This is a genomic window from Microbacterium sp. EG9, assembly GCF_059759475.1.
In genome coordinates, this window is sequence record NZ_CM186217.1 from 1,636,037 (window position 1) to 1,654,584 (window position 18,548).

Below are 18,548 nucleotides of genomic sequence, written 5' to 3' on the forward strand. Positions count from 1 at the left end.
AGTTCGTCAGCTTGCCCTTCCCGCCCGGGTATCGGAGGGGGGAGGGGTAGCGGGATAGCTGGGTCACTTCCAGATCGCTTCCAAGAAGGGCTGCAACTCGTCCCAGGAGAGTCGGAGTTCGCTCGGTTTGGGGAAGGAGTAGCTGTTGTGGACGTACTGGTTCAGCGTACTCAGCCCAGCCGCCAGGCCGTGCGTGCTGTTCGCAACCTGTTCGACCACGGTGTGGAGTTGTTTCGCGATAGCCGACGAGGCGAGGAGATGGTCGTTTGCCTTCTTCATCCGCTTGGCCAGCGGCTGGTTGCGCCGGTCGATCTCCGTCATGAGCGAGTGCCTGATGATGTAGTCGTCCACGGAGAGTTCGACGAAGACGCGGAACAACACGGAGCCCGCGTTGCCGTACTGATCCGCGTTCAGCGTGACCAGCTCGTTGTAGATGTTATTCAGTCGCGACGGGGTTGGATTGATCTTCGCGTCACTCGCGGCCACGGACGTGCGCGGCGCCTTGGTCTTAGTCGTCTTCTTCGACTTGGGCTTGGGCGCGACGGGAGTCGTCTGCCCCTTCGGCAGGTCAGAGAGGCGGGCCGGTCCATCGAGCTTGGTGCTGGGATCGGGCAACTCGTCGGCGGTGAACTCTGCGATGTAGGCCTGACGCTGGTCGTCGTCGTAGAGGTCGGGTACCCGCTTCCGCTGAGAACGGAGATCGTCGACGATCTTCCGGAGACCCTTCGCGACCTCGGCCTTGGGGTAGCGCGAGACGAGTTCGCCGTCCACAACGTCCAGGCCGAGTTTGTCGCGAATCTTCGACGACTTCAGGAGCCTCTGGAGGGTCGTGGTGATCCGTGTCTTCGACGTGCTCGGCCCGTCCACCTCGTCGATGAACTCCAGCACCTGGCCGGAGTAGGAACGTCGAGCGGTTGCACCATGGCGAGCGAGGAACCGGTCCTTCTCGTCGGAGTCCCACTCGACAAGACCAGCGCCTTCCTGAGCGCCGCCGTGACGGCTGATGACGAAGGCGATTGCCTGATCTTCCTCGTTCGGCTCGTACAGAGCGCACTGCACCTCTTCGATGCGGTTGTCGGCGAACCGGAGGGAGAGGGCGTTGAGCTTCTTGAAGTCGCCGGGGGTTAGTGCGGACTGCACGATGGTCGGCGTCTCCAGCGCCTTCAAGGCGAGGGTTCGGCGGTTGCCCTCCAGTACGACGTACCCGCGCTTCTTGTCGCCCGTGGCCACGACAGTAAACGGCTGGGCGATGTCGAGGCCACGTTCCACGATGCTCTCAGCGAGTTTCACGAGTCTCTTGCCCTGCTGCTGCGCGAGGGCGTAGATCGTGGCCTGCTGGCTCGACTGTTCCTCACCCAGGCGGGCGTTCTTCTGATCCAGGAGCAGGTCACTCACCGGAATCGGGCTGAGTCGTGGCATGGCGTTCGTCCCCCAAGTGCGTGGTCCACCTTAGCGAGACCCTACCGGCTACCCCCGCCGTAGCCGGGGACCCTCAAATCCAGCGCGTCTCAGCCAAGGCGCGGTAGATCGTCGGCGGCTGCCCTTCTTGTCCTCGGCCAGGACGCTCACCGTGGTGCAGCTGGCGTGGGCCTCGCGGATGCGCCCGACCTGCGCCGTCGCAATGCTGGGCTGGGCTGGGCTGGGTACACAACCCAGAGGTCGCAGGTTCAAATCCTGTCCCCGCAACCAATATCGCGTGTGTCACGCGGCCGTTCACTCGACGAGCGCGTCGTCCATGTCCTCGAGGAAACGCGCGATCGCACGGAGCTCCTCGTCGCTGTAGCCGTCCATGACGTCGCGCATCTTCGCCATGCGCTGCCCGAGGTGGCGGGAGAACTCGCTGCGCGCGCGCTCGGTGAGCACGACGATGCGCGCCCGTCGATCGGCGGGGTGGGGACGCCGCTCGATGTGCCCCCGCTCGCTCAGCCGGTCGAGCAGCTTCGTCGTGGATGCCGTGGAGATCGCGAGGTGCTTCGCGATCTCGTGGGGCGAGACCCATTCGCCGCGCTGCTCGCGCACGATGAGCATGCGCAGGGCCGCGAGATCGGACCCGTTCATGTCCATGTCGGAACGCAGCACCCCGTGCAGCCGATCCATAGAATCGCTGAAGGAGCGCACGGCGACCAACGCGTCGCGGACGAGTTCGTCGCGCTGCGTCGTCGGGATCCACCGGTCTGTCACGCTGGACACCCCCCTCACTCGAAAGGTAGTATCCCTTAAAATCGCTAGCTAAACTAGCAATAAGGAGAAGATCGTGTCCCCGACAGAATACGTGGTCCTGCTCGACGACAACGGGGACGAGATCGGCACGGCGCCGAAGGCCAGCGTGCACGGCACCGACACGGCTCTGCACCTCGCCTTCTCCTGCCACGTCTACAACTCCCGCGGCGAGACGCTCGTGACCCGCCGCGCCCTCGACAAGCTGACCTGGCCCGGCGTGTGGAGCAACTCCTTCTGCGGGCACCCGCGTCCCGCGGAGCCGGTGATGGATGCCGTGCACCGCCGCGCCGAGCACGAACTGGGTCTGACCCTGCGCGACGTGCGGCTCGCCCTCCCCCTGTTCCGCTACCGCGCGGTCGACGCGAGCGGCATCGTGGAGCACGAGATCTGCCCGGTGTACACGGCACTCGTCGACGACGAGCCGCGGCTCAACCCGCGCGAGGTGGCCGAAGCGCGCTGGGTCGATCCGGCCGAGCTCGCCGTGTCGTTGCGTGCCACCCCCTGGGCGTTCAGCCCCTGGCTCGTCCTGCAGGCCGAGCAGCTCGGCGTCTTCGAGCCCGCGACGGTGCGGAGCGCGTCGTGATCGCGTTGCTCGACGATGACGCGCGCATCAGCGTCGACGCCGCGATCGAGCGCGCCCTGAGCCGGCTGCAACGCCGCGCCGCTCCGCTCGGAGAGGGGGCGAAGGCCCTCACCGCCGCGACCGCCGCGGCCGCCGCCGACGGCAAGCGGCTGCGCCCGGCTCTCGTCGTCGCCTCCTACCGCGCCTTCGGCGGAGGTCGCGACGACGACACCACGGCCCTGTGGGACGTCGCGGCCGCGCTCGAGCTGCTGCACACGGCTTTCGTCGTGCACGACGACCTCATCGATCGCGATCTCGAGCGCCGCGGCATCCCCAACGTCGCCGGACGCTTCCGGACCCGAGCCCAGGCGTTCGGTGCCGGGCCCGAGCAGGCCGCCATCGTGGGCGATGCCGCCGCCGTGCTCGCCGGCGACCTGCTGCTGTTCGAGGCCGCCCGCCTCGTCGCCTGCTGCGACGTCGACGAGACCACACGGCACGCCCTGCTGGAGATCATCGACGACGCGATCCTCGTCTCGGCCTCCGGCGAGCTCGCCGATGTCGAGCACGCCGCGCGCGCCGACTACCCCGACACCGATGCCCTTCTCGGGGCGGCGCACGACAAGACCGCCGCCTACTCCTTCGAGGCGCCGCTGCTCGCCGGAGCCATCATGGCGGGAGCACCGGCCGAAGCCCGCTCCCGGCTGTCGCTGGCCGCAGCCGACCTGGGTCTCGCGTTCCAGCTCGTCGACGACCTCATCGGCACGTTCGGGTCCCGCAGCCAGGCCGGGCGCGATCCGGGCGCCGACCTCCGCGAGGCGAAGCGCACGCCCCTCATCGCCCTCGCCCGCGACACGGCGGCCTGGCCCCGGGTCAGCTCCGCGCTGGCCGTCGCGCACACCGGGCCGATCGCCGTGCGGCGCGCCCAGCGCGAGCTCGAGGCCAGCGGGGCACGCGACCACCTGGTCGCCCTCATCGACGACCGGCTGCGCCGAGCGCGGAGCCGCTCGGCCTCCCCGGCGCTGCCCCCGGCCGCGGTGACGCTGCTGGCGGAGGTCGCGAACGCGATCGAAGGGCGCATCCCGTGAGCGGTGCCCCCGCGGCCGGCGGCTCCCTGTACGACCGCTGCGCGCAGGAGGCGGCGGCCACGGTCATCGCCGCGTACTCCACGTCGTTCGCACTCGCCTGCCGCCTGCTCGGCCCCCGCGTGCGCACCCACGTGCGCAGCATCTACGCGCTCGTGCGCGTCGCCGACGAGGTGGTCGACGGCGCCGCCGAGCAGACCGGCCTTCCGGCGCCGACCCAGCGGCTCCTGCTCGACGAGCTGGAGGCCGAGACGCTCGCGGCCGTCGCCCGGGGGTTCAGCACCAACCTGATCGTCCACGCATTCGCCCTCGCCGCACGGGAGTGCGGCATCGGACACGACCTGGTGCGACCGTTCTTCGCCTCGATGCGGACGGATCTCACGCGCACGCGGCACGACGACGCCTCGCACGACGAGTACGTCTACGGCTCGGCCGAGGTCGTCGGCCTCATGTGCCTGCAGGTGTTCGTCAACGCCGGGCGGGCGACACCGCTCGCTCCCGACCCCGGCCTCGTCGACGGCGCCCGGCGCCTGGGCGCCGCCTTCCAGGACGTCAACTTCCTCCGCGACCGCACCGACGACGAGAACCGACTGGGACGGGACTATCTCGGACTGCAGGACGGACGCCGCGATCGCACGGCCGTCCTCGACCGCATCGACGCCGACCTGGATGCCGCGGCCGCCGCGATCGCCGACCTGCCCGCCGACTGCCGGCGGGCCGTGACGACCGCCCACGGCCTGTTCGCCGAGCTCGCGCACCGCTTGCGCGAGGACGACGACACGGCCCGTGTGTCCGTCCCCACACCGGTCAAGGCCACCATCGCGGCCCGGGCGCTCGCCGGCCGCCCCCCGAAACGGAGCACTCCATGACCCGCACGGCCCTCGTCATCGGTGGCGGGATCTCCGGCCTCGCGACCGCCGCCCTCCTCGCCCGCGACGGGTGGCAGGTGGAGCTGCACGAGGCCGGGGACGCGCTGGGCGGGCGGGCCGGCTCCTGGGAGCGCGACGGCTTCCGCTTCGACACCGGCCCCAGCTGGTACCTCATGCCGGAGGTCTTCGACCACTTCTTCCGTCTGTGCGGCACGAGCGCCGCCGCCGAGCTCGACCTGGTGCCGCTGACGCCGGCCTACCGGGTGTACCCCGAGCCGGATACCGGTGCCGCCAGCGCCGCCGTCGACGTCGTCTCGGGGCGCGCGGCGGCGCGGGAGCTCTTCGAGAGCCGGGAACCCGGCGCGGGAGCCCGCCTCGACGCGTACCTCGACTCGGCCGCCGACGCCTATGACCTCGCCGTGTCGCGATTCCTCTACGACACGTACGCCTCCACGAAGGGACTGCGCGATCCTGCCGTCGCCGGTCAACTGCCACGACTGGCGCCGCTGCTGACACGGTCGCTCGACGACCATGTCGCCCGTCGTTTCCGCGATCCGGTGCTGCGTCAGATCCTCGGCTACCCGGCCGTGTTCCTCGGCTCGTCGCCGTTCGACGCGCCCAGCCTGTACCACCTGATGAGCCACCTCGATCTCGACGACGGGGTGCTGTATCCGCAGGGCGGCTTCACCGAGGTCATCGCCGCGGTCGCGCGGGTCGCCCGTGCACAGGGCGCGGTGCTGCACACCTCCTCGCCCGTCGCCGAGATCCTCACCCAGGATGCCCGTGCGATCGGCATCCGCCTCTCCGACGGCACCGTACGAGAGGCCGACATCGTCGTCTCCTCCGCCGATCTCCACGAGACCGAGACGACCATGCTCCCGCCGTCGCTCCAGTCCTACCCGCCGCGGTGGTGGCGCCGGCGCAACCCGGGGCCCGGGGCGCTGCTGCTCCTGCTCGGTGTCGACGGGGAGCTGCCGCAGCTCGCGCACCACACGCTGTTGTTCGCCCGCGACTGGGAGAAGAACTTCGGCGACGTGTTCGGCGCCGACCCCCGCATCCCCGACCCCGCCTCCCTGTACATCTGCCGCCCCTCCGCGACGGATCCGACCGTCGCGCCGCCGGGCACCGAGAACCTCTTCGTGCTCGTCCCCATGCCTGCCGACCCCTCGCTCGGCCGTGGCGGCGTGGACGGGGCCGGCGCGCCGGCGATCGAGCAGGCGGCCGACCGGGTGATCGCCCAGATCGCGGCGTGGACCGGCATCCCCGACCTCGCCGCGCGCATCCGGGTGCGACGCACCATCGCGCCCGCCGACTTCGAGGCCGACCTGGGCGCCTGGCGCGGAGGCGCCCTGGGGCTCGCGCACACCCTCCGCCAGAGCGCGGTCTTCCGTCCGCGCAACGCCTCGCGCAAGGTGCGCGGCCTGTTCTACGCCGGCACGTCGGTGCTCCCGGGCATCGGGCTGCCGATGTGCCTCATCTCGGCCGAGCTCGTCGTCAAGCGGCTGCGCGGCGATCGCGGTGCCGCACGCCTGCCCGAGCCCTCGGGAGTCGGCGCGCGACGCCGCGCCCCTGAGGACGACCGCTGACATGCCCGGCGCGTACCTGCTCGTGCTCCTGGTGTCGATCGGCGGGGTGATGGCGCTCGACGCCCGCCTGCGCCTGGCGCTCTGGCCCCGCCGCGGCGACGGCGGCGACCGCCTCCGTGCCCGCAATGCGGGCGCGATCGTCGTCGGGACGGCTTTCTTCCTGGTGTGGGATGCCGTGGGCATCGCGACCGGCGTCTTCGTCAAGGGGGACAGCCCCTACCTCCTGGGCGTCGACCTCGCCCCGCACCTGCCGATCGAGGAGCCCCTGTTCCTCGCCTTCCTCTGCTACCTGGCGCTCACCGTCCACGCCGCTGCCCGCCGGTTCGCCGACCGCGCGCACAGCGGCGCGCCGGAGGCACGGCGTCCCCCCGGCGCGCGCGATCCCGGGAGGTCGTCGTGACCTACCCGCTCATCGTGCTCCCGTTCGCCGTCGTCGCCGCGGCGGCCGTGCTCGCCACCGCGCGGCGTCCCGCATTCCGGGCGCGTCTGCGTGCGAGCGCGATCACGGCGATCGTCCTGCTGCTGCTCACGGCGGTGTTCGACAACCTGATGATCGCCGCGGGCCTGTTCACCTATCCGGAGGAGCTCATCAGCGGCATCCGCATCGGCCTCGCCCCCATCGAGGACCTGTCGTATCCCCTCGTCGCCGCGTTCGCCGTGCCCGCCGTCGCGGAGCTGCTCCGCCGACCGCGCTCTCCGCGGCCGCAAGACGCGGGAGCGTCCCGATGAGCGCCGGGGCGACGCTGCGCCAACTGCTCGTCGCGTCACGTCCGGTCAGCTGGATCAACACCGCCTACCCGTTCGCGGCCGCCCTGCTGCTCACGACGGGACGGATCGATGCGACGCTCGTGGTGGGCACGATCTTCTTCCTCATCCCGTACAACCTGGCGATGTACGGGATCAACGACGTCTTCGACTACGAGTCCGACCTCCGCAACCCCCGCAAGGGCGGGGCGCACGGCGCCGTGCTCGACCGCCGCTTCCACCGGATCACCCTGTGGGCGGCGGGACTGTCGTGCGCGCCGTTCGTCGCCTACCTGGTGATCGTCGGCTCGATCGCATCGACGCTGGTGCTCGCCGCGAGCCTCTTCTTCGTCGTCTTCTACTCCGCCCCGCCGCTGCGGCTGAAGGAGCGGCCCGTCGCCGATTCGGTGACCAGCAGCATCCACTTCTTCTCCCCCGCCGTGTACGGCCTCGTCCTGGCCGGCGCGACGTGGACCTGGCACCTCGGCGCCGTGATCCTCGCGTTCGCACTGTGGGGCGTCGCTTCGCACGCGTTCGGTGCCGTGCAGGACGTGGTCGCCGACCGCGAGGCCGGCATCGGTTCGATCGCGACGGCTTTCGGCGCGCGCGCCACCGTGCGTCTCGCCCTCACCGGCTACACGCTGGCGGGGGCGGTCATGCTGGGCGCCGCCTGGCCCGGACCCCTCGCCGCACTCCTGGCCCTGCCCTACCTGGTCACCGTCTGGCCGTATCGCCACGTCTCCGACGCGGATGCCGCGACCGCGACGCGCGGCTGGGACCGCTTCCTCTGGCTCAACCAGTTCACCGGCTTCGCCGTCACGCTGCTGCTGATCTGGTTCGCCCTCATCCGCTGAGCGCCGCGCGCAGCCGCGCACCAGACGGCGGACCCCGGCAGACGAGACGGCGGCACCCCCGACTCCGGGGATGCCGCCGTCAGCGGGACTGCGATCCGCTCAGCCCTGGCCCTCGAGCTGGAGGAGCTTCTGCAGCGCGGCGGTCAGACGCGCGTCGGCCTCGCCGTACTTGGTCCAGTCGCCCTGCGTCAGGGCCGCCTGGCGGTCCATCATCGCCTGCTGCGCATCCTTCAGCGCGGCCTGGAACTCCACGCTCGTGCCGGTTCCGCCGCCCGTGCCCGAGCCGGTGCCGGCATCCGTGCCACCGCTCTCCGACGGTGACGGAGACGGGGAGGGCGTCACGCCGCCGTCACCCGTGCTGGCGCCGGAGTCTCCGCCGAACAGCTTGTCGAGCGCGTCCTGCAGCGTGTTCTCGAAGGCCACCTGGTTGCCGAACGCGACGAGGATCTTCTGGAGCGTGGGGAGCTTGGTCGATCCCGACGACTGCACGAAGACCGGCTGCACGTACAGCAGACCACCGCCGACGGGCAGGGTGAGCAGGTTGCCGTTGAGCACCTGGGACTGGTTCTGGTTCAGCAGGTTCGAGAACGACGACACATCGGGCTCGGAGTTGAACGTGTTCTGCACCTGGCCGGGTCCGGGGACCGGGGTCTCCGCGTTGATCTCCAGCATCCGGAGCTTGCCGTAGTTCGGATCCTTGACCCCCGCCGTGGCCCCGGCGTCCGAGTCGACGGACAGGTAGCCCATGAGGACGTTCCGCGTGTCGTCACCGCCGGGGATGAACGTCGTGAACATCGAGTAGGTCGGGGACTGCTGACCCGGCATCTTCATCGTGAGGTAGTACGGCGGCTGCAGCACCTCCTGCTTGGAGACCGGGTCGTTCGGGGTCTTCCAGGCGTTGTCGCGCTGGTAGAACGATCCGGCGTCGTCGACGTGGTAGGTGCCGAGCATGGCGCGCTGCACCTTGAACAGGTCGGTCGGGTAGCGCACGTGGCTCATCAGGTCGCCGCTCATCTCCGTGAGGGGCTTGAGCGTCGACGGGTAGACCTTCTGCCACGCCTGCAGCAGCGGGTCGGTGTCGTCCCACGCGTACAGCGTCACCTTGCCGTCGTACGCGTCGACGGTCGCCTTCACCGAGTTCCGGATGTAGTTGACGTCGTCGAGCGCGACGCGCGGCGTCGTGTTCGTCGTGTCGCTGATGGCGTCGCGCAGGCTCACGATCGACGAGTACGGGTAGTTCGCGCTCAACGTGTAGCCGTCCACGATCCACACGATCCGCCCGTCCACCACCGACGGGTACGGGTCGTTGTCGAGTTCGAGGTAGGGGGCGACCTTGTTGACGCGGTCGATCGGGTTGCGGTCGTACAGGATCTGCGAGTCCGCGTTGATGCCGTCCGAGAAGAGGATGTCGGTCGACTGGAACTTCAGCGAGTAGATCAGCCGGTTGAACGGGTTGCCGATGTTCGGTCCGCCGTCACCGGAGAAGGTCGTCTTGGTCTGCGCCGCGTCGCCCGTTCCCCGGGGGTAGTCGAGCTCGATGTCGGGCGTGCCCTCGGGGGCTCCGACGATCGAGTAGGCGGGCGAGTTCTCGCCGAAGTAGACACGCGGCTCGTACTGCTCCCCCGTCGTGAGGGCGCCCGTGGTGGGGATGCCGCGCTCCACGAAGACCGGGTTGCCGTCGGCGGTGCGCTCGTTGCCCTTCGCGGCGACCATGCCGTAGCCGTGCGTGTAGACGAGCGTCGAGTTGTACCACGACGCCGCCTGGCCGAGCTGGCCGATGTTGAGCTCGCGCAGCGAGACGACGGTGTCCTGGCTCTTGCCGTCGATCTGGTAGCGGTCGACGTCCAGCGGGTCGGTGAACTGGTAGTACGACCGGTACTGCTCGAGCTGGCGGACGGTCGGCGAGATGATCGCGGGGTCCATGATGCGGATGGATGCCGTGGTCTCGGCATCCGAGCGCAGCTGCCCGGTCTCGGCGTTCGTGACGGCCTGGAAATCGCTCTTGGTCAGCCCGTCGATGCCGTACGCCTTCTTGGTCGCATCGATGTTGCGCTGGTAGTACGGGCTCTCCAGGGTCTCCTGGTTGGGGCGCACCTGGATGTTGGTCACGACCCACGGGTAGGCGACGCCGACGACCAGCGCCGAGACGATCAGAAGGCCCGTGCCGATGAGCGGGAAGCGCCAGCGGCCCACGATGGCCGTCACGAAGAACAGCACGGCGACGATGACGGCGGCGATGGCGATGATCGTCAGGCCCGGGATGATGGCGTGGTCGTCGACGTAGCTGGCGCCCGTGATGCGATCGCTCTGCTGCGTGAGCGTCTTGTAGCGGTCGAGCCAGATGCTCACGCCCTGCACGAGGAGGTACAGTCCCGCGATCACCGCGAGCTGGATGCGGGCGGCCTTCGAGATGCGCAGCTCACGCTGTCCGACGCGCACGGAGCCGTACAGGTAGGCGACCAGGGCCGTGACGATGAGCGAGACCAGCAGCACCGCCGAGGCGAAGCCGAGGGCGGAGCTGAAGAACGGCAGCGAGAAGAGGTAGAAGCCGGTGTCCAGCTGGAACTGGGGGTCGAGCTCCCCCGTGTCGACCCGGTTGAACCACAGCCACACGGTCTCCCACTGCGCCGACGCCGCGAACCCGGCGAAGAAGCCGAAGAAGACGGGGATGCCCCACATCGCGAGACGACGCAGCGGCTCGACGACCTCCTGGTAGTGGTCCAGCTGCGAGGTGAGCCGGGCGTAGACGGGCCGCAGGCGGTACGCCAGCTGGATCGCGGCGAACACCGGCACCGCCATCGCGAGGAATCCGATGACGAACATGATCACGCGAGCCGACCACTGCGTCCACAGCACGCTCGAGAACCCGAGCTGATCGAACCACAGCCAGTCGGCGTAGAGGCTCGCGAAGACGAAGAAGCCCACCACGATGACGGCGATCACGGCGAGCGTGATGGCGATGGCGCGGCGGAAGGGATTCGGCGTGGCCTGGTTCGGCGCTGAGGTCGTGGTCACCCCACCATCCTAGGTGGGCGCATTCTGGAGGGACGCCGAGGAACCTTCCAGGATGCCGTGAGGTCAGCGGCAGGTGGGGAGCGCGTCCAGGTCGCCGCCGTCGCGGATCGTCGAGAGCACGGAGAGGGCGTCGTCGAGGGTGGCGACCGAGAACACGCGCAGGCCGGAGGGGATGTGGCCGACGACCTCGTCGCAGTTGGACTGCGGTGCGAGGAAGGAGGTGGCGCCCGCGCCGACGGCGCCGTACATCTTCTGCCGGATGCCGCCGATGGCGCCCACCGTGCCCGAGGCGTCGATCGTCCCGGTGCCGGCGACCTGCTGGCCGCCGTTGAGGTTGCCGTCGGTGAGCGTGTCGATGATGCCGAGGGCGAACATCATGCCCGCGCTCGGGCCGCCCACGTTGTTGAGCTGGATGGTCACGTCGATGGGGAAGTCGTAGTCGTGCATCGTCGAGATGCCGACGAGCCACGTGGTCGCGCCGTCGACGGTCGCCTGCTTCGGCGTCACCTCGACGTTCTCGCTGCCGCCGGCCCGATCGATGGTCAGCTCGACCGGGGCACCGCCGCCGGCGTTGATGATGCTGCGCAGCTGGTCGGTCTCGGTGATCGGCTGACCGTTCGCCGCACGGATGATGTCGTCCTTCTGCAGGATGCCCTGCGCGGCGGAGTCGTCGGTCAGCGCGTAGACGCGCACCATCGGCTTGACGTCGTAGCCCAGCCGGGTCAGCGCCGCCGCGGTCGCCTCCTTCTGCGAGTCGACCATCATCACCGCGCTCTGCTCGTTGCGCTGCTCGGTCGTCTGCCCCTGCGGGAACACCTCGTCCACCGGGAGGACGGCTCTGGCCGGGTCGAACCATGCCAGGGCCAGCTCGAACCACGACGGGGTCCGCTCACGGTTGCCCACGACCTGCACGGTCAGCAGGTCGAGGGAGCCCGAGGTGGGATAGGTCGACGCGCCGGAGACCGTGATCAGCGGGACCTCGGCTCCCGAAGAGTCGGTCGTCGTGCCCAGCGTGTTGAACACGGGGCCCGGACGCTGGATCACGAACGACGTCGGGATGAGGGTGAGCACCAGCAGCGCCACGAGGGCGACGGCCAGGGCCCACACCCCCACCCGCGTCGAACGCGACAGCGGGCGGCGGCGCGCGGGCACGATCGTCGTGCCCTCGTCGAACAGTGCCACAGCAGACCTTCCCGGCCGATCGTTCGCGATCGGCGTACACGCGACGTCCTCCGTGGCGGGCCGAGACGGCCGTGCGGGGAAGTCCAGCCATTAGCGTAGAACGCGACGAGATCCGCCTGCTGAAAGGCGCCTGATATGGCTCACGACGACACTCCGGACCGACCCGACGACGACGATTTCCAGGAGATGCTCCGCAATCTTCTCGGCGGTGGGGCGGGGCTCGATCCCGCTCAACTGGAGGGGCTCTCGCGGATGGGCGTCGATCCGGCGATGCTCCAGCAGATGATGGCCCAGCTCCAGCACGCCTTCGCGAACGGCAGCGACGACGGCATCGACTGGAGCTCCGCGAAGACCCAGGCGCTGCACCTGGCCAACAAGGACGGCCTCGGCATCAGCACCGGGCAGAAGCAGGACTTCGACCAGGCGTTCTCCCTCGCGACCCTGTGGCTGAGCGAGGCGACCACGATCTCCGACCTCGCCGGCGCACCGCAGGCGATCACGCGCGGCCAGTGGGTGGAGGAGTCGCTGCCGGTCTGGCAGGAGCTGGCCGAGCCCGTGGCCGACTCGATCGCGGGCGCGCTGACCGCGGCGATCGACGAGCAGACCCCCGAGGAGATGAAGCAGCTGATCGCGGGGGCGGGCACCTTCATGCGCAGGGTCGGCGGCTCCCTGTTCGCCGCGCAGCTGGGCGGGGTCATCGGACGGCTCTCGCAGGAGGTGCTCAGCGGGGGCGACGTCGGCATCCCGGTCATGCCCGACGGCGTGGCGGCCATCCTGCCGCAGAACTTCGCCGACTTCGCGCGCGACCTCGACGTCACCGACGATCAACTCGCCCTGTACCTGGGCACCCGCGAGCTCGCCCACGCGCGACTGTTCCGCCACGCCCGATGGCTGCGCCTGCACGTCATCTCGCAGGTGACCGAGTTCGCCCGCGGCATCCACGTCGACACGAGCGCCCTCGAGGACCTCGCGTCGCGGTTCGACCCCTCCTCGCCCGAGGAGCTGCGTTCGGCGATCGAGTCGGGCGCCCTCCTCCCGCAGCGCACGCCCGCGCAGGACGCGGCACTCGGTCGGCTCGAGAACCTCCTGGCGACCATCGAGGGCTGGGTGGACGTGGTGACGGCGGATGCCACCTCCCGGCTTCCCGCCGCCGCCAAGATCGCCGAGGCGGTCCGCCGCCGCCGGGCCGTGGGCGGACCCGCGGAGCAGGCCATGGCGTCGCTCGTCGGGCTGGAGCTGCGGCCGCGGCGCCTGCGCGAGGCGGCGGCGATGTGGCGGGCCGTGACGGATGCCGTGGGCATCGAGGCCCGCGACGGCCTCTGGGACTACCCCGATCTCATGCCGACCGCCGAGGACATCGACGACCCGCAGGCGCTCGTGGCACGTCTGCAGGCGCGCGCTCGCGGCGAAGCGCCCGAACGCGACGCCTTCGACGAGGCGCTCGACGAGCTGCTGGCGCAGGCGGCGGACGAGAAGGAGTCCGGCACGTCCGCAGCGGGCACGGACGATCCCGACGCCGACCGCGCGACCGACGGGCCGGAAGACCCCCGCCCCGTCTGAGCCCACGCCGCCTCCTCCCCCACGGCCCGGCCGCCCTCGCGCGCGGTCGGGCTGTGGACAGTCGCCCCGCGGCCCCCGCGAGCCCATCACAATCGGGGGCATGCTCCGACTGGCCGCGTCCCATCCGCCGCTGTGGCGGACACCCTCGAGCCTTCAGCTCGGAACGGAGCCGGGCGTACGCATCGACGGCGTCAGCGACTGGCAGGAGCGGCTCCTCGACGCGCTGACCGACGGGATCCCCGACGCGATGCTGGTGCCGCTCGCCCGCAGCTTCGGGGCGACCGCCGCACAAGCGCAGGAGTTCACGGCCCGGCTCTCGACGGTGCTGACCCGCGAGGATCCTCCCGCGTTGGCCGTGCAGGTCGAGGTCCCCGCCACGCTCGCCCACGCGGAGCTCGTGTCGCTCACGGCGGGGTGGGATGCCGCGGCACTCGCGCACGACGGCGTCTCACGGTGGGACTGCGGTGTGCCGCAGCCCGGCATCCCGCTCATCGTCGTCGCGCACCGGCTGCTCGATCCGCGGCGGGCCTCCCGCCTGATGCGCGGAGACGTCACCCACGTGCCGATCGAGCTCGCCGGCGATCGCGTGAGCGTCGGCCCCGTCGTGGTGCCCGGCCGGACGGCGTGCACCTCCTGCCTGCACGCGCACCGCGCCGACGAAGATCCGCAGTGGCCGCTGCTGGCGGCGCAGCTGCTCGGCCGCGAGCCGGTGCGCACCGACCCCGCGCTCCTCGTCGAGGCGGCGCTGCTCGCCGGGCGCCTCCTGCGCGAGGCCGCGGCGCTCCCGGCCGAGCCGGACGGCGAGGTGCGGCCGACGCTGTCCGTGGGGCTCAGCGCCGCCCGCGCGCGCCGCTCGTGGCGCGTCCATCGGCCGCACGAACGCTGCCTGTGCCGATCTCCTGAAGGAATCGCGACCGCTGCCGCTGCCGCGCCCCCGAGCGCTGGGACCAGCTCAAGGAGAGCGACCGTGCGGCCCGCGTGATGCCGACGTAGGCGAGGCGTCTCTCCTCGTCGATCTCCTCGAACCCGGTCGCGTAGGAGATCGGCAGCAGGCCCTCGGCCAGCCCGACGAGATGGACGTGATCCCACTCCAGTCCCTTCGCCGCGTGGAGCGTGGCGAGGGTGACCGTGCGCAGCGTCGGTTCGTGCTGATCGCGCCCGCGCGCCATCAGCTCATCGGTGAAGGCGCGCAGCGTCATGCCCTCCGGCGCCTGCTCCGCCAGCCGCATCACCGCCGCGCGCGCTTCCCACGCGTCGCGGAGCGCCCCGCCCGCCGGCGGCGGCTCTTCGGTGAGGCCGAGCGAGCGCAGCACATCGCGCACCGCCGCGACGAACCCGGACTCGACGGGTGCCACGGAGGCGCCCCGCAGCGCGAGCACCGCCTGGCGCACCTCGGGGAGGTCGAAGAAGCGCTTGCCGCCGAGGACGGTCGCGGGGATGCCGCGCGCCGCGAGAGCGGCCAGCAGTGGAGCCGACTGGGCGTTGGCGCGGTACAGCACCGCGATGTCCTGGGGCTCGATGCCCGCGTCGCGCTGCGCCGCGATCGCGGCGGCCACGCCCTCGGCCTCCGCCGCGTCGTCGTCGTAGCCGGTGACGGTCGGCGTCACCCCGGCCGTCCGCTCCGAACGCAGCGCGAGCGCCCCCGGCCGACCGCGCATGAGCGCGTTGGCGACCGCGAGGATGGCGGGGTCGGAGCGGTAGTTGTGCTCCAGCCGCACCACGGTGGCGTCCTCGAAGCGGTCGGCGAAGTCGAGGAGGTAGCGCGGGTCGGCGCCGGCGAAGGAGTAGATCGTCTGGCTCGCGTCGCCGACGACGCACAGATCGCGCCGGTCTCCGAGCCAGAGCTCCAGCAGCCGGTACTGCACGGGCGAGACGTCCTGGAACTCGTCCACCGTCAGGTGGCGGTACTGCTCGTGCACCGCGGCCGCGACGCGCGGCTCCGACTCGAGCATGCCCGCGCACGCGAGCAGGACGTCTTCGAAGTCCAACTGCCGGCGCTCGTCCTTGACCTTCTCGTACCGATGCTGCAGCTCGGCGAGGGCGTGCGCGTCGAGCGCGGGACCGAGTCCCTCGGGGTGCGCGGCGGCATCCTGATCGATCGTGTGCATCGCGACCTTGCGCCATTCGATGCGGCTGGCCACGTCGCGCAGGGTCGTGCCGTCCAGCCGCAGACCGAGGCTGTCGGCGGCCTGCCCCAGCACACGCACCTTGTTGTCGATGATCGACGGGGCGGTGTCGCGGGCCAGCTGCGGCCAGAAGAAGTTCAGCTGTGCGAGGGCCGTCGCGTGGAAGGTCCGTGCGGCGACGCCTTCGACGCCGAGCGCGCGCAGGCGCCCCCGCATCTCCCCCGCCGCCTTCGCCGTGAAGGTCACGGCCATGACCCGCGACGGCGAGTAGGCGCCGGTGTCGACGCCGTGCGCGATGCGGTGGGTGATGACGCGGGTCTTGCCCGTGCCCGCGCCCGCCAGCACGCACACCGGGCCGCGCAGCAGCGCCGCCGCCTCGCGCTGCTGATCGTCGAGGCCCATCAGCGCGCGTGCGCTCACGCGGTCTCCCCCGCCCAGTCGGCGATCAGCCGATGCGCGATGGAGGCCGTCCCGGGCAGCAGCACGTCGCCCTCGCCGCGGAGCGCGGCACGGATCTCGTCGCGGTCGAACCAGCGCACATCGACGATCTCCTCGCCGTCCGGCCGGGCGGCCGCCGGATCGACGGCCACGGCGTGGAAGCCGAGCATGAGCGACCGCGGATACGGCCAGGCCTGCGAGCCGCGGTAGTGCAACGCCTCGACCGCGACACCGGCCTCCTCGTGCACCTCCCGCACGATCGCCGACTCGAGCGACTCGCCCGCCTCGACGAACCCGGCGAAGGTGGAGTACAGGTTGCGATCGCCCCACAGGGCGTTGCGACCCAGCAGCAGGCTCTCGCCGTCGGGAGCGACGACCCCGACGATCACCGCGGGGTCCGTGCGGGGGAAGTGCTCGCGTCCGCACACCGGGCAGTGGCGCGCCCACCCGGCGGCGCGCTGCACGGTACGCGCTCCGCAGTGGGAGCAGAACGGGGCGTCGACGAGCCAGCGGGCCAGGGCGACCGCCTCGACGAGCAATCCGGCGTCGACGGCGGAGAGCTCGCCGCCGATCGCGCGGAGCGACGCCCACACGAGCGGTGCGGCGGCGTCCGCCGCACGGTCCTCCCGCACCGGGTCGACGTCGTCGGCCGCCGCCGCGGCGAGCAGCACGGCGGCGCCGGCTGCTCCCCGGCCGAGGAACGCCCACTGCACGTCTACACGGATCGCGTCGACCGGCACGAGCTGCAGCGCTCCGGCGGCATCCACCGGAGCGCGGTCGCCGTGGACGGCGACGACGCGGGAGGACGGGTCGGCGCGCAATCGCTCCAGCAGGTCGGGATCGCTGCGCTCCTCGGCACAGCGATCGATGCCGCCGCGCGCGAGCGCGGGCAGACGCACGGAAACAGGCGGCTCGGCCGATGGCGACATCCGGGACCTTCCTCGACGGGCGTGGCGCACACGGGGACGGGGCGCGGCACACCTACCCTGGGGGCATGGCACGCTCACCACTCACTCTAGCCGCGTCGGTCACGTCGGCTCTGCCTCGCGTCGCGGTGGTCGGTGTGGCGCCGCTGACCGAGGGCGTCTCCGGCCGGTACGACAGCGCCATCGCCACCCTCGACGACGATCGGCGCGTCGTGGTGCGCGTTCCCGTCAACGACGAGGCCCAGGACGACCTGCTGGCCGAGGCGCGCGCCCTGACCTCTCTGACGGCGGGCGTGCGCGGAGTGCTCCCGTTCGGCGCCCCCGACGTGCTCGGGCAGACGAGCGTCGACGGCCGCGCCGCGCTCGTGCAGTCCCTCCTTCCCGGCTACCGCGTGGATGCCGCACACGTGCCGTCGGGACGCGGCATCGCGACCGCGCTCGCGGCGGCCATCGCGGCCGTGCACGACCTGCCCGTCACGGTGATCCGCGACGCGGGCCTGCCGATGCTCACGTCCGGGCAGGTGCGGGACGAGGCCGAACGACTGCTGGACCGCGCCGAGGCGACCGGACTGCTGCCCTTCGGGCTGCTGCGGCGCTGGAGCACGGCGCTCGGCTCCGACCCGCTCTGGCGGTTCGAGACGACGGTCGTGCTGGGCGGGGTCGACCCGGCATCCTTCGTCTTCGAGGACGACGCCGACGGCGCACCGGTCGTGACCGGGTTGCTGTCGTGGGGCGGGCTGGGCGTCGGCGATCCGGCGATCGACCTCCGCTGGACGGCCTCGGCGCCGGCGGCCCAGGCCGACGTCCTCGACGAGTACGCGCGCCGCTCGCATCGGGCGCCCGACTCGCTGCTCTCCGAGCGCGCCCGTCTGCACGCCGAGCTCGAGTTCGCGAAGTGGCTCGTCCACGGTCACGAGAGCGGCGACCGCACCGTCGTCGGCGACGCCGTGGCCCTGCTCGAGTCGCTGGATGCCAGCGTCCGCGACGAGCCGGTGCGCGCGCGCGACGACGTCACCCTCGACGAGGCCCTCGCCGCGACGCAGCGGGTTCCGGCGGGTGCCGGCGACGCCGCCGACACGTCCATGCAGACCGACAGCTTCGACCCCGACACCCTCGCCGCCTTCCTCGCCGACGAGAACGAGGCCGGCTCGGCGGAGACGAGTCATCTGGAGACCATCCCGATCGAGCTGTCGGAGTGGTCCGCCGCGCCGGCGGCCACCGGCCGCGTGCCGGTTCACACCGCCGATGTCCCCGTGACCGCGCCCGCAGCGCGCGAGGACGACCTCGCCCCCGCCGAAGACGGTGCGCCGGCCAGCGCCGACGACATCGACCGCGACACGGCGGCGCGCAACGCGCTTCGCCGCTGGACCGGGACCGCCTGAGC

The 18,548-nt window shown here is 71.4% G+C and carries 15 protein-coding genes; 9 read left to right on the top strand and 6 right to left on the bottom strand.

What is annotated here, in order from left to right; genetic code table 11:
- Positions 1-63: 63 nt before the first annotated feature.
- Positions 64-1,395: a ParB/Srx family N-terminal domain-containing protein gene (locus tag AC6CQV_RS07750; RefSeq protein WP_498259153.1), complete on the bottom strand. Its 1,332-nt coding sequence runs from the start codon at positions 1,393-1,395 to the stop codon at positions 64-66.
- A gap of 318 nt (positions 1,396-1,713) precedes the next feature.
- Positions 1,714-2,181 carry a MarR family winged helix-turn-helix transcriptional regulator gene (locus AC6CQV_RS07755; RefSeq protein ID WP_060960203.1) on the bottom strand — a complete coding sequence of 156 codons (468 nt, stop codon included), beginning with the start codon at positions 2,179-2,181 and terminating at the stop codon, positions 1,714-1,716.
- A 73-nt stretch (positions 2,182-2,254) separates the two neighbouring features.
- On the opposite strand from AC6CQV_RS07755, the gene idi reads away from it, so the two are divergent.
- From idi to AC6CQV_RS07790, 7 genes are read left to right on the top strand one after another with little or no spacing between them, the layout of a single operon-like run.
- Positions 2,255-2,803: an isopentenyl-diphosphate Delta-isomerase gene (gene idi / locus AC6CQV_RS07760; RefSeq protein ID WP_492492442.1), complete on the top strand. Its 549-nt coding sequence runs from the start codon at positions 2,255-2,257 to the stop codon at positions 2,801-2,803.
- Positions 2,800-3,867, top strand: coding sequence for a polyprenyl synthetase family protein (locus AC6CQV_RS07765; RefSeq protein ID WP_498259154.1), 1,068 nt, complete (start codon positions 2,800-2,802; stop codon positions 3,865-3,867). The genes idi and AC6CQV_RS07765 overlap by 4 nt, the downstream gene beginning before the upstream one ends.
- Positions 3,864-4,733, top strand: coding sequence for a phytoene/squalene synthase family protein (locus AC6CQV_RS07770; protein ID WP_498259155.1), 870 nt, complete (start codon positions 3,864-3,866; stop codon positions 4,731-4,733). The genes AC6CQV_RS07765 and AC6CQV_RS07770 overlap by 4 nt, the downstream gene beginning before the upstream one ends.
- A complete protein-coding gene (gene crtI, locus AC6CQV_RS07775) occupies positions 4,730-6,319 on the top strand; it encodes a phytoene desaturase family protein (protein ID WP_498259156.1) in 1,590 nt (529 codons plus the stop codon). The genes AC6CQV_RS07770 and crtI overlap by 4 nt, the downstream gene beginning before the upstream one ends.
- Before the next feature lies 1 nt (position 6,320).
- Positions 6,321-6,719 (top strand): lycopene cyclase domain-containing protein, encoded by a 399-nt coding sequence (locus AC6CQV_RS07780; protein ID WP_498259157.1) that lies wholly within the window; start codon positions 6,321-6,323, stop codon positions 6,717-6,719.
- A complete protein-coding gene (locus AC6CQV_RS07785; RefSeq protein ID WP_191008426.1) occupies positions 6,716-7,048 on the top strand; it encodes a lycopene cyclase domain-containing protein in 333 nt (110 codons plus the stop codon). The genes AC6CQV_RS07780 and AC6CQV_RS07785 overlap by 4 nt, the downstream gene beginning before the upstream one ends.
- Positions 7,045-7,917, top strand: a complete 873-nt coding sequence (locus AC6CQV_RS07790; RefSeq protein ID WP_498259158.1) for a prenyltransferase — start codon at positions 7,045-7,047, stop codon at positions 7,915-7,917. Before AC6CQV_RS07785 ends, AC6CQV_RS07790 begins: the two co-directional genes overlap by 4 nt.
- Before the next feature lie 99 nt (positions 7,918-8,016).
- On the opposite strand, the gene AC6CQV_RS07795 is transcribed toward AC6CQV_RS07790, so the two are convergent.
- The gene (locus tag AC6CQV_RS07795) at positions 8,017-10,932 is read right to left on the bottom strand and encodes a UPF0182 family membrane protein (RefSeq protein WP_060960181.1); all 2,916 of its coding nucleotides are present in this window, start codon (positions 10,930-10,932) and stop codon (positions 8,017-8,019) included.
- Positions 10,933-10,995: 63 nt separating this feature from the next.
- The gene (locus AC6CQV_RS07800; RefSeq protein ID WP_498259159.1) at positions 10,996-12,114 is read right to left on the bottom strand and encodes a YlbL family protein; all 1,119 of its coding nucleotides are present in this window, start codon (positions 12,112-12,114) and stop codon (positions 10,996-10,998) included.
- 135 nt (positions 12,115-12,249) lie between these two features.
- On the opposite strand from AC6CQV_RS07800, the gene AC6CQV_RS07805 reads away from it, so the two are divergent.
- Positions 12,250-13,674, top strand: a complete 1,425-nt coding sequence (locus AC6CQV_RS07805; protein ID WP_498259160.1) for a zinc-dependent metalloprotease — start codon at positions 12,250-12,252, stop codon at positions 13,672-13,674.
- A gap of 830 nt (positions 13,675-14,504) precedes the next feature.
- Here AC6CQV_RS07805 and AC6CQV_RS07810 read toward each other — a convergent pair.
- Both AC6CQV_RS07810 and nudC read right to left on the bottom strand, forming a co-directional pair.
- A complete protein-coding gene (locus tag AC6CQV_RS07810) occupies positions 14,505-16,220 on the bottom strand; it encodes an ATP-dependent helicase (RefSeq protein WP_061782238.1) in 1,716 nt (571 codons plus the stop codon).
- On the bottom strand, positions 16,217-17,167 hold the full coding sequence (gene nudC / locus AC6CQV_RS07815; RefSeq protein ID WP_498259161.1) for an NAD(+) diphosphatase: 951 nt from the start codon (positions 17,165-17,167) through the stop codon (positions 16,217-16,219). The genes AC6CQV_RS07810 and nudC overlap by 4 nt, the downstream gene beginning before the upstream one ends.
- A gap of 65 nt (positions 17,168-17,232) precedes the next feature.
- Here nudC and AC6CQV_RS07820 point away from each other — a divergent pair, with 65 nt between their 5' ends.
- Positions 17,233-18,546 (top strand): phosphotransferase, encoded by a 1,314-nt coding sequence (locus AC6CQV_RS07820; RefSeq protein ID WP_191008420.1) that lies wholly within the window; start codon positions 17,233-17,235, stop codon positions 18,544-18,546.
- Positions 18,547-18,548: the final 2 nt, after the last annotated feature.

Coding starts and splice junctions, on each gene's coding strand:
- AC6CQV_RS07780 (WP_498259157.1), top strand. CDS start 6,321: ATGCCCGGCGCGTACCTGCTCGTGCTCCTGGTGTCGATCGGCGGGGTG.
- AC6CQV_RS07820 (WP_191008420.1), top strand. CDS start 17,233: ATGGCACGCTCACCACTCACTCTAGCCGCGTCGGTCACGTCGGCTCTG.
- AC6CQV_RS07790 (WP_498259158.1), top strand. CDS start 7,045: ATGAGCGCCGGGGCGACGCTGCGCCAACTGCTCGTCGCGTCACGTCCG.
- AC6CQV_RS07805 (WP_498259160.1), top strand. CDS start 12,250: ATGGCTCACGACGACACTCCGGACCGACCCGACGACGACGATTTCCAG.
- crtI (WP_498259156.1), top strand. CDS start 4,730: ATGACCCGCACGGCCCTCGTCATCGGTGGCGGGATCTCCGGCCTCGCG.
- nudC (WP_498259161.1), bottom strand. CDS start 17,167: ATGTCGCCATCGGCCGAGCCGCCTGTTTCCGTGCGTCTGCCCGCGCTC.